General features: G+C 37.5%; 8 protein-coding genes and 3 pseudogenes. All 11 read left to right on the top strand.

What is annotated here, in order from left to right; genetic code table 11:
• A partial coding sequence (locus L950_RS21395; RefSeq protein WP_410528148.1) for a glutamate ligase domain-containing protein occupies positions 1–287 on the top strand: 287 nt, incomplete at its 5' end.
• Positions 288–313: 26 nt separating this feature from the next.
• Positions 314–1558, top strand: a complete 1245-nt coding sequence (gene mraY, locus L950_RS21390; RefSeq protein ID WP_021190263.1) for a phospho-N-acetylmuramoyl-pentapeptide-transferase — start codon at positions 314–316, stop codon at positions 1556–1558.
• A gap of 4 nt (positions 1559–1562) precedes the next feature.
• Positions 1563–2936 carry a UDP-N-acetylmuramoyl-L-alanine--D-glutamate ligase gene (gene murD, locus L950_RS21385; protein WP_021190262.1) on the top strand — a complete coding sequence of 458 codons (1374 nt, stop codon included), beginning with the start codon at positions 1563–1565 and terminating at the stop codon, positions 2934–2936.
• A 35-nt stretch (positions 2937–2971) separates the two neighbouring features.
• Positions 2972–4180, top strand: a complete 1209-nt coding sequence (locus L950_RS21380) for an FtsW/RodA/SpoVE family cell cycle protein (RefSeq protein WP_021190261.1) — start codon at positions 2972–2974, stop codon at positions 4178–4180.
• Between the two features lie 12 nt (positions 4181–4192).
• Positions 4193–4559, top strand: a pseudogene (locus tag L950_RS36840) (UDP-N-acetylglucosamine--N-acetylmuramyl-(pentapeptide) pyrophosphoryl-undecaprenol N-acetylglucosamine transferase); the annotation flags it as partial.
• 78 nt (positions 4560–4637) lie between these two features.
• Positions 4638–5294, top strand: a complete 657-nt coding sequence (locus L950_RS21375; protein WP_410528149.1) for a UDP-N-acetylglucosamine--N-acetylmuramyl-(pentapeptide) pyrophosphoryl-undecaprenol N-acetylglucosamine transferase — start codon at positions 4638–4640, stop codon at positions 5292–5294.
• A gap of 5 nt (positions 5295–5299) precedes the next feature.
• Complete coding sequence (gene murC / locus L950_RS21370) at positions 5300–6655, top strand: UDP-N-acetylmuramate--L-alanine ligase (RefSeq protein ID WP_021190260.1); 1356 nt, start codon at positions 5300–5302, stop codon at positions 6653–6655.
• Positions 6656–6713: 58 nt separating this feature from the next.
• Positions 6714–7490 carry a cell division protein FtsQ/DivIB gene (locus L950_RS21365; protein WP_231577760.1) on the top strand — a complete coding sequence of 259 codons (777 nt, stop codon included), beginning with the start codon at positions 6714–6716 and terminating at the stop codon, positions 7488–7490.
• 24 nt (positions 7491–7514) lie between these two features.
• A pseudogene (ftsA, locus tag L950_RS21360) lies at positions 7515–8878 on the top strand (cell division protein FtsA).
• A gap of 139 nt (positions 8879–9017) precedes the next feature.
• A pseudogene (ftsZ, locus tag L950_RS21355) lies at positions 9018–10701 on the top strand (cell division protein FtsZ).
• A 181-nt stretch (positions 10702–10882) separates the two neighbouring features.
• Positions 10883–12025, top strand: a complete 1143-nt coding sequence (locus tag L950_RS21350; RefSeq protein WP_031288438.1) for a sugar phosphate isomerase/epimerase family protein — start codon at positions 10883–10885, stop codon at positions 12023–12025.
• The last annotated feature ends 3 nt before the right edge of the window (positions 12026–12028 follow it).

Below are 12028 nucleotides of genomic sequence, written 5' to 3'. Positions count from 1 at the left end.
AAAGACCCGAGATGTCACAGTCGGCATTACGTTATAGTGATCGCCTGATTATAACATCAGATAACCCGAGAACGGAAGATCCGCTTGTTATTATCAAAGAGATGGAAGCGGGTGTTGCTCCTGAGCAAAAGAGTAAAGTTTTGTCTATTGCCGATCGTAAAGAGGCTATCCGAGTAGCATATCAATTGGCTAAGCCAGGTGATATTATTGTGGTAGCTGGAAAAGGACATGAAAAGTATCAAGAGGTGAATGGTGTACGCCATCATTTTGATGATAAAGAAATTTGAATTAACATTTAACGAAGAATAAGAATATGTTGTACCATTTATTCACATGGTTAAACGAATACGTGCACATTCCAGGAGCTGGACTGTTTCAGTATATTTCTTTCAGAACATCGATGGCGGTGATTGCATCATTGATCATCACGACTGTGTTTGGAGGAAAACTGATTCAGGTACTTCAGAATAAGCAAGTGGGAGAGACCATCCGTGATTTAGGATTAGAGGGGGAGAAAAAGAAACAAGGTACACCAACTATGGGTGGTTTGATTATTATTGCAGGTATTCTTATTCCGACTTTATTGTTTGCGAAGCTGACGAATATTTATGTCATCATTATGATCGTTTCTACACTTTGGATGGGAGCTGTCGGATTTTTGGATGATTATATTAAAGTATTTCGTCATAATAAGGAAGGTCTGGCTGGCCGTTTTAAGGTAATCGGTCAAACTGGTTTAGGTATTTTCATTGCATGTACAATGTATTTTCATCCAGAAATTGTCGTACGTCAAAATGTTGCGTCACCTACTTCGACTAAACCTGTTGAGGTTGTGATCAATCAGAGTACCGGTGAGAAGACTTATGCAGAGAATGTGAAATCATCGAAAACAAATATTCCTTTTTATAAGAATAACGAATTTGACTATGCTAAAGTGTTTAAGGTATTTGGACTTAATAGTAATGTTTTAACGTTTATTGTATTCTTGGTCGTTGTAGTATTTATTGTGACAGCGGTATCTAATGGTGCAAATATAACAGATGGTATTGATGGTTTAGCCACGGGTACTTCTGCAATTATTGGTGTTACACTAGCCATTTTAGCTTATGTGTCCGGTAACGTTATTTTTTCAGACTACCTGAATATCATGTATATTCCTAATTCGGGAGAGCTTGTGATTTTTGCAGGTGCTTTTGTTGGGGCATGCGTTGGCTTTTTATGGTACAATACTTATCCTGCTCAGGTATTTATGGGAGATACGGGTAGTTTGGCTATTGGTGGTATTATTGCCGCTTTTGCGATTTTGATCCGTAAAGAACTGCTGATCCCGATATTGTGCGGTGTTTTCTTATTGGAACTGGTTTCTGTTATTTTGCAGGTTTCTTATTTTAAATACACAAAGAAAAAATATGGTGAGGGAAGACGTATTTTCTTAATGTCTCCTTTGCATCATCATTTTCAAAAGAAAGGTTATCATGAAGCTAAGATTGTAACCCGGTTTGTGATTGTTGGAATTATTTTGGCCATTTTGACCATCGTAACATTAAAAATTAGATAACAGTATGGCGAACATTTCATCAACATATTATCCACAGTCGGGAAAACTAATCGTTCTTGGAGCAGGTGAGAGTGGTGTAGGTACTGCTATACTGGCAAAACAGAAAGGGTTTGATGTTTTTGTTTCTGATATGGGAATGATTGCATCGCACTATAAAGTGCAGCTGGATGAAGAACAGATTGCTTATGAGGAGGGCACTCATACCGAGGAACGTATTTTATTGGCGGATCTTGTTGTGAAAAGTCCCGGTATTCCGGAACATGCTCCTTTAGTCATTGCGTTGAAAGCTAAACATATTCCTGTTATTGCAGAAATAGAATTTGCTGCACAATATACCGACGCTAAATTGATCTGTATTACGGGATCAAATGGGAAATCGACCACTACCATGTTGACCTATGAGATGCTGAAGCATGCAGGTAAACATGTAGGATTAGCAGGAAATATCGGTAAAAGCTTTGCGCTGCAAGTAGCACGTGAGCAATTTGATGTTTATGTATTGGAAATTTCGAGCTTTATGCTGGATGATATGTACCAATTTAGAGCAGACATCGCTGTTATTTTGAATATTACCGCTGATCATCTGGATCGTTATGATTATAAGGTGGAGAATTACGTGGATTCTAAGTTTCGAATGATTCAAAATCAGACAAAAGACGATTATTTCATTTATTGTCTGGATGATCCACAAACAGCAACAGGTTTAAAAAGACATCATACTGCAGCAATGCATTTGCCTTTTACACAGGAACAAAAAGTAGAATTTGGAGCATATTTGACTTCAATTAAAGATATTATAATTAACATACCTAATAGCGATACATTTACTATGAGAACGGAAGAGTTGTCTTTGACAGGGAAACACAATGTGTACAACAATATGGCTTCTGGCCTTATTGCTAAGGTTCAAGAGTTGAGAAATCAAGCTATGAAGGAAAGTATGAGCTCATATGTTAATATTGCACATCGTTTGGAGCAAGTAGCTTGTATAGGTGGCGTTAATTATATTAATGATTCAAAAGCAACCAATGTTAACTCGGTTTGGTATGCTTTGGAAAGTGTATCCACACCTATCGTTTTGATGTTAGGTGGCGTGGATAAGGGCAATGATTATGAAATGTTGCGCGATTTAGTTAAAAATAAAGTACGTGCTATTGTTTGTATCGGCAAAGATAATACGGCTATTCACGCCGCATTTGAAGATGATACGGAATTGATCGTAAACAGTTCTTCTATGAAAGATGCGGTGCAATTAGCATCTCATTTGGCTCAAAAAGGAGATACGGTATTGTTGTCACCAGCGTGTGCAAGTTTTGACTGGTTTAAAAATTACGAAGATCGCGGTGATAAATTTAAAGCCGCAGTGATGGAGTTGTAGTGGATATAGGTTTTATAAATCTAAAGTAATTAAATATGGTAGAGCATCTACTTTCTAAATTAAAGGGCGACCGTTGGATATGGATTATTGTAATCCTGCTTTCGGGCTGGTCTTTGTTAGCGGTCTACAGTTCTGTAGGAACGTTGGCATATAAAGAAGGTAAGGGAACAGAATTATATCTGTTCAAGCACTTCTCTTTGATTGCTGTTGGTTTTGTGTTGATGTATTTATCGCATAAACTGGATTACCGTTATTATGCAGGTATTTCCAAATTGTTGATGGCGATAACGGTTCCATTGCTTTTATATACATTGATTTTTGGAAGTAAGGTGAATGATGCAAGTCGTTGGGTTACGATCCCTGTGATTAATCAGACGTTTCAAACTTCCGATTTGGCAAAGTTGGCATTGATTACGTTCTTAGCTCGTATGTTGTCTAGGAAGCAAGAGGAGATAAAAGATGTCAAGAAATCATTTATTCCGATCATGGGTGCTGTTTGTGGTGTCTTTGTTTTAATTGCTTGGGCGAATATGTCTACAGCAATTATGTTGTTTGGGGTATGTGTATTACTGCTCTTAATTGGGCGTATTAGTTTTAAGCAGATCGCTATTGTATCTGCCGGCGTGGTATTGCTCGGAATAATTGTTGTTTCGATCGGTCCAAGACGAGCAACTTATTACAGTCGTGTCAAGTCTTTTATTGGGGTTGAAAAAGATAAACAGGAAGGTATGCCTGTTTCATTTCAGGATGATAAAAACTATCAGGCTAATAATGCTAAGATTGCAATAGCGACGGGAGGTGTTTTTGGTAAAGGACCAGGTAATAGTATTCAGAGAAATGTATTGCCACACCCTTATTCGGATTTTATATTTGCCATCATCATTGAAGAATATGGAACAATAGGCGGTGTCGTCTTAATTTTTCTATATCTCGCTTTGATGTATAGATGTATTCGTATTGTGACATTAAGCCCTAAAGCATTTGGTGCTTTTTTGGCCGCAGGGCTAGGCTTTAGTTTGACTATTCAAGCATTTGCGAATATGGCAGTAGCAGTAGGTTTGGGTCCGGTGACCGGTGTTCCGCTTCCCTTAGTGAGTATGGGAGGAACATCAATTCTATTTACCAGTATTGCATTAGGAATTATCTTAAGTGTAAGTAGAAATATTGAAGAGTTAAAAGGTAAACAGGAATTGGATGAACGACCAAAGGAAAAAAGAGTGGTCGTTGGTACGATTCCGGTATAAAAGATATAAAGAATGGCTATACGTGTGATCATAAGTGGTGGTGGTACTGGCGGACATATTTTTCCGGCAGTAGCAATTGCTAATGCACTAAAAGCATTGGATCCGCAAAATGAAATTCTTTTTGTTGGAGCTAACGGCCGTATGGAAATGGAGAAAGTTCCAGCAGCAGGTTATAAAATCGTGGGATTAGATATTCAAGGGATCAATAGACAACAGTTTTGGAAAATATATTTTACCGTTCAAGCTGTTTAAAAGCATGAACAAAGCACGTACAATTGTCCGTGAGTTTAAACCTGATGTAGCTGTTGGTGTTGGTGGTTTTGCTTCTGGCCCCTTATTGATGGTAGCAAATCGATTGCATATACCAACACTCGTACAAGAACAAAATTCTTATGCGGGAGTTACCAATAAGCGCTTAGGAAATAAGGCAGCTAAGATTTGTGTTGCTTATGAAGGTATGGAACAATTTTTTCCAGCAGAGAGATTATTGTTAACGGGTAATCCGATTCGCCGTGCTTCTATTGAGATTGAAGGTAAGCGTGAAGAAGCGTTGGCATTTTTTGGATTAGATGCTGATAAAAAGACAATTTTAGTCACGGGTGGCAGTCTAGGAGCACGTACTTTGAATGAAAGTGTAATGGCTTCTCTCGGGAAGTTTGATGATGCAAATATACAAGTGATATGGCAGTGTGGAAGTTACTATTTCGATCAATTAAGTCAAGAATTGAAAGATAAACTTTCTGGTCGTGTTCATATGCTTGCTTTCTTGCAACGTATGGATTACGCTTATGCAGCGGCTGATATGATTATTGGCCGTGCAGGTGCTGGAACGATCTCAGAACTATGTGTTGTTGGTAAGCCGGTAATATTGGTTCCTTCGCCCAATGTAGCGGAAGATCATCAAACAAAAAATGCGATGGCTTTGGTGAATAAACATGCGGCGGTATTAGTTAAGGATAACGAGGCAAAAGCAACATTATTTGACACAGCTATTGCTTTGCTCGGTAATGAATCTGAATCGAAAGCTTTGGCTCAAAATATAAAGAAATTAGCGCTTCTTGATGCGGACGTAGTCATTGCAAAAGAAGTTTTAAAATTAGCAAATAAAGGGTAAAAATAATGAAAATTGACGCAATCAAACAAGTATATCTTATTGGGATAGGTGGAATTGGAATGAGTGGACTTGCTCGTTATTTTGCTCACTTAGGATGCGTAGTGAAGGGATATGATCGTACGGAAACGGAATTGACTAAAACATTAGTGTCCGAAGGAATTGAAATTTCGTATCTTGATGATGCCAATACGATAGATCCGATATTTAATATTTCTAATGAAGAAACATTAATCATTTTTACTCCTGCTATTCCTAAAGACTCTAAAATTAAACATCATCTGGAAGAAGTAGGGCATACGCTACATAAGAGATCTGAAGTTTTAGGTATCATTAGTGAAAGTCGTTTTACAATTGGTGTGGCGGGTACACATGGTAAAACGACAACTTCTACCATGGTGGCCCACATATTAAAGGATAGTGGTTTTGACTGCTCTGCTTTTCTAGGCGGTATCAGTTCCAATTACGATACAAATGTTTTGTATGGTAATAATGATGTGGTCGTCGTAGAAGCGGATGAATATGATCGCTCATTCTTAACCTTACATCCTAATATAGCTATTGTGACTTCAGCTGATGCTGATCATTTGGATATTTATGGTGATGCAAGCCAACTTTTAACGACTTTTCAAATGTATTTGGATCGAGTTGTTGAAGGTGGTACGCGTATTGTTAAGAAGGGTTTACCATTTGAAAGTCAAATCTCGTATTCTGGACATGATGTTGCAGATGTTTATGCTTCTAATGTACATGTTAAAGATGGAGAATTTTATTTTGATTACATTTCAGGAGATGCAAAGATTGAAGATATTCATTTGGGAATACCGGGCACGCATAATGTTGAAAATGCTGTAGCGGCAATAACTGTTGCCCGTATTTTGGGTATTGCAGATGATAAAATAAAAGTTGCACTAACGAATTTTAGAGGTGTTAAAAGACGTTTTGAATATATCGTAAGAAGTCAGTCTGCTATTTATGTAGATGATTATGCACATCATCCGGAAGAGTTGCGTGCATTTTTGAGCTCGATGCGTAAGCTATATCCGAATAAGAAGTTGACAGTTGTATTTCAGCCACATCTCTTTACGAGAACCCGTGATTTTATAGAAGGATTTGCAGAAGTGCTTTCTATGGCAGATCGTGTACTACTTATGGAAATCTATCCTGCTCGTGAATTACCTATCGAAGGTGTAAATTCATCTTGGTTGTTGAGTAAAATCACGGCACCGGAAAAAGCTGTTGTTACAGCCGAGGAAGTATTGGCAATTGCTCAGTGTGAAAAATTGGAATTGTTGGTGACAGTTGGAGCTGGTGATATTGATAAATTAGTAAAACCATTGAAGGAAATTTTAGCACATGCTTAAATATTTACACAACATACGATGGAATCGCGTATTATATTTATCACTCTTTTTTTTAGGTGTGATAGCTGTAATCATTGTGATGTCCTTGGTCAATCGCAAAGATGACCTGCAAGTATGTCGTGAGGTAAATATTTTTATTGAAGGAAAAGAAGCTTTTATTGATCAAGGAGATATCTCTGCGCTTATCAGTAAAAGTTATGGCAATATAATTGGTAAGCCATTACTTGATATTCCTTTAGAAAAGATCGAAAAAACGTTGAAAAAGTTGCCTTACGTATCTAAGGCAACGGTTCATTTGGATATGGATGGTATTCTAGCCATTAATATCGCGCAACGGGAAGTCGTTATGCGTGTCATTAATAAGAATGGTCGGGAATATTATATCGATTTAAATGGACTGAAGGTACCAACTACATTGAAATATGTACCTCATGTCATGATTGCAACAGGTAATATTGAAGAGGGGTATAAGAATCCTTTGGATTCGATTAACTCTACACTGGTAAAAGATTTATTACGAGTGACACAGTTTATCGAAAATGATGAGCTGTGGAGCAATCAAGTTGTACAGGTATTTGTTAACAATGATAAAGATATTGAATTGGTACCTCGAGTCGGAAATCAGCAGCTTGTTATCGGCACTGCCGATTCTTTAGACCAAAAGTTTAGTTTGTTGCAGACATTTTATAAAGAAATAATCCCTAAAGTCGGGGTTGACGCTTACAATAAAGTGAATGTAAAATATGCAGGTCAAATTATTTGTGAAAAACGTGGTGTTTGGACATTTGATGATCTGCATAACCCGGAGAAGAAAGTAAAGAATAACACATTATAGTATACAGCATCAATACAGAATATTATGAATCCAAAATCAGCAGAAATCGAAAGAGAGAACCCAATTATTGTGGGACTCGATATTGGTACAACCAAGATTTGCGTTACAGTTGGAAGACGTAGTGGCGGAAATAAAATAGAACTTTTAGGCGTTGGTAAAGCAGATTCGGCAGGAGTAAGCCGAGGTGTGGTCGCGAACATTCAAAAAACGGTGAGCAGCATTCTTGAAGCGGTTGAAATAGCCGAAAATCAATCAAATGTTGATATCAAAGTGGTGAATGTTGGTATTGCTGGCCAACATATCAAAAGTATTCAACATCGTGGTATTTTTACCAAGACTGATAGCGATGATGAAGTTACAAGAAAAGATATTGAACGTCTTATTTCGGATATGTATAAATTAGTGTTGCCTCCTGGAGAAGAAATTATCCATGTGTTGCCGCAGGAATTTACGATCGATAATGAGCCGGGTATTCGAGAACCGATCGGTATGGCAGGACGTCGCATTGAAGCGAATTTCCATATTATTTCGGGACGTGTTACGGATATTCGAAATATTAAAAGATGTATTGATAATTCAAATTTAGAGGTTTCAGAATTAATTCTTGAACCTTTGGCATCATCTGAAGCTGTATTGGATGATGACGAAAAAATGCTGGTGTTGTTTTAGTTGATATTGGAGGAGGTACTACAGACGTAGCGATTTTCCATGAAGGAATCATTCGTCACACTGCTGTAATTCCTTTAGGAGGGAATATCGTGACGGAAGATATTCGTCAAGGTTGTTCTGTATTGAGAAGTCAAGCTGAGTTGTTAAAAACACGATTCGGATCTGCATTAGCTGATGAAAATAAGGAAAACGAAGTAATTTGTGTTCCCGGATTAAAAGGTCGTGAACCTAAAGAGATTTCAGTAAAAAATCTTGCATACATTATTCAAGCACGTATGGAGGAGATTATTGAACATGTGTACTATGAGATCAAATCTTCTGGTTATGAAAATAAACTGATCGGTGGAATCGTTATTACTGGAGGTGGTGCCCAATTGAAACATTTGGTACAACTTGTTGAATATATCACTGGCATTGATTGCCGTATCGGTTTTCCTAATGAATACTTGGCAAAAAATGAAGTTTTGCCAAAGGCTTTGTATGAAGAATTGAAAAGTCCATTATATGCTACCAGTATAGGTTTGTTGATGAAGGGTATTCAGGCGCACGAGGATGAAGTAGAGACCAGAAGAGCGCCTAAAGTTGTGAAGAAGGATGCTGAGTCTGTGAAAGAGGTCGGCGAGCAACAACAGAAGGAGCATGGTTTGCTAACATGGTTCAAAAAATTAATGAAGGATGGCAATGAAATTGATGATGCCACTTTCTTGGATAAAAAATAGTTTTCAACACTTTATGTTTTTTCCACATTTTAAACATTTGTGGAAAAAAATTGTTGAAAATATGTTATTATTACATTACGAATATTGAGTTTAGGTGAAGTTTGTACTGAAGTCATTATGAGTTAAATAGGGATAAGTTATGTCAATACAGTTTGAAATGTTAAAAGAACAATCATCAATAATTAAGGTTATTGGGGTTGGTGGTGGTGGCGGTAATGCCGTTAACCACATGTATAAACAAGGAATTAGTGGGGTAGATTTCATCGTGTGTAATACCGATGCTCAAGCTTTGGAGTTAAGTCCAATACCTAATAAAGTACAATTGGGTATGAGTTTGACAGAAGGTATGGGTGCTGGTGCAGATCCTGATGTAGGTGAAAATTCAGCTATCGAAAGTATTGACGATATCAAACGTATGTTAGGTACTAATACCAAAATGCTGTTTATTACTGCAGGAATGGGTGGTGGTACTGGTACTGGAGCTAGTCCCGTATTGGCAAAAGCAGCTAAGGAATTAGGTATTTTGACTGTTGCGATTATTACAACTCCCTTTACTTTCGAAGGTAACGTCGCCGTTCGCAAGCCGAAGAAGGTTTATCGGAATTGCGTAAATATGTAGATTCGTATTTAGTGATCTCTAACGATCGTTTGAGAGAGATTTTTGGGAATCTTACCATGACAGCAGCTTTTGCAAAAGCTGATGATATTTTAACAACTGCCGCAAAAGGTATCGCTGAGATCATTACTATCCCTGGTTATGTAAATGTCGATTTTAAAGATGTGCGCACAGTGATGAATGATAGTGGTGTTGCTATTATGGGTAATGCTGTTGCTGAAGGTGAAGACCGAGCTATTAAAGCAGTTGAAGGAGCTCTTGCTTCTCCGCTATTAAAAGATAATGAAATTGAAGGTGCTCGTTATATCTTACTGAATATTACTTCTGGTTTAAAGGAAGTAACCATGGATGAGGTTGCTATTATTACGGATTATATTCAAGAGAAAGCTGGTCTTTCTGCAGATTTAATTTGGGGTAATTGTATTGATGAAAACTTTGGCGAGGAACTATCTGTAACAATTATTGCGACAGGATTCCAGACTTCTGAGGAAAGGGATATTGAACGCGAAAATACGAAAGTTACGATGCCTTTAACGGCTGCAGAACAAGTAGCATCTTTGTTAAACCGGTTAATCAATTTGTACAGAAGGAAGTGACGAATACACCTCTTGTTAATCCTGTGCAAACAAATCCAGAAAACGTTTCAGCTCCTATCCCGACTAACGATTTGTTTTCTGCACCTAAAAATGCTGTTCAACAACAGGTGGCTGTTGAAGGGAATTCGATTATTCGTCATGAATTAAATTTTGAAGAAGTGGTCGAAGAAGAGGCTTCGTCAGCAAATCAGGGAAATGATTTCCAATTAAAAACTTCTCCTTCTGTATTTCAATTTCAGATGCCTACGGTATTTGACGATTACACTGCTGGATCTGTTTCTCCGCAAGAGGAGCAGGCAAATAATTTCTCTGCTTCTGTTAATAATAAAGCTGAGATAGAACAGGTGGAAGAGGAGCAAGTTTCTTTTGAAGATCAATTGGTACGTACAAAAGAACGTATTTTGAGATTGAAGGAGTTGAGTATGAAATTAAAATCTTCAAATGGTCTTCAGGAATTGGAAAATGAGCCAGCTTACAAAAGAAAGCAAATGTCATTAGATGATACGCCGCATTCTTCACAATCTCAGGTTTCCAGATTTACACTGTCTTTTGAAGATGGAAATACAGAAATTAGACCCAATAATTCTTTTTTACATGACAATGTAGATTAGTTTAATTTTGCATAAATAATATGAAAGCTATCTCGTGTGAGATAGCTTTTTTTTGTATCTTTAATTTTTACCATTTATATAGAAATACATTATATTTATGAAATAGCAATGTTGTAAAAACTCTAAAAAAGAGCATATGCATGGTTATGTCATAGAACCGATAAAAACAAGTAGTATAGATATGAATCGCAAATTGAATAATCCAATATGGGTGATGAGTTCAGCATTTGACAAGCTGGATTTACCTGAATTAATAGATAAAACAAAAGAAGTCGGAGCTTCAGGTATTGATTTATGTGTGTTTAGAAAAGATGGCACACGTCAGGATCATACGGCAACACATCTCAATTATGAAGGTTTTACAGCGGAGGATGCAAAACGTACAATAGAAGTTTTTAATCAGGCCGCTTTACATCTGTCTTTGGGAGCTTTCGAGAATATGATCGGTGGAGAAGAAGGTGAACGGGTTAAAAATCAGAATCATTTATTAAAACTTATTCGGATTGCTCATTTACTCGGAGGAGATGCCAATAATGTAAAAGTGGGGACTTTTGTTGGTTATAATCATGATCTTGGTAATCAGATAGATGGCTTTCAGAAAAATCTAGATGAGTACAAACGTGTTTTTGCACCAATTATTAAATATGCTGAAGATCTAGGGGTAACGGTATTGTATGAAAACTGTCCTATGGAAGGCTGGAGATCGTCGCGTTATAGCAGTACTTATAATAATTTGCCAGCAGTATTGGCCGCACGAAAATTGATGTATGAAATGATACCAAGTAAAGCACATGGTGAAATCTATGATCCATCACATGATGTCTGGCAAAATACAGATCCAGTATCTGTTATCAATGCTATGGATATAGAGCGGTTACACCGTATTCATATCAAGACTACACGCAATTTAAGTACGCAAGCGCGCACGGACTGGGGCGGTATGTATCCAATGCAGCATGTTGATGCTGAACTTGCTAAGGCTGCTAATATTGCAATTCCAGCACATGATTGGGATAGACATCATTACGAAGCCATGCTTCCCGGATTTGGAGGGTCAGATAGCATGGACTGGAGAGCATTTGTTGATACTTTGCAAAAGCGCGCTTTTAACGGAGTTTTTGAAATAGAAAACGAAGCTAAAAATTCTAAAGATACAGGGGTTATGTCTGCTATCTTACAGGGCTTTAGTACCTGTGTTAATTTCTTTGCACCAATGCTATGGGAACTGGATGAAAAGAGCGGGTATTCATATAAAAATGAACGTGACTTACAGATCGTACACGGAAAAGATATTCCTGTTGTAACAATTGATGAGTTATCTTAAAAA

Source organism: Sphingobacterium sp. IITKGP-BTPF85 (assembly GCF_001006065.1).
GTDB lineage: Bacteria > Bacteroidota > Bacteroidia > Sphingobacteriales > Sphingobacteriaceae > Sphingobacterium > Sphingobacterium anhuiense.
Note: the sequence above shows the minus strand (reverse complement) of the source record. Positions and strands in the feature narration are given on the sequence as shown.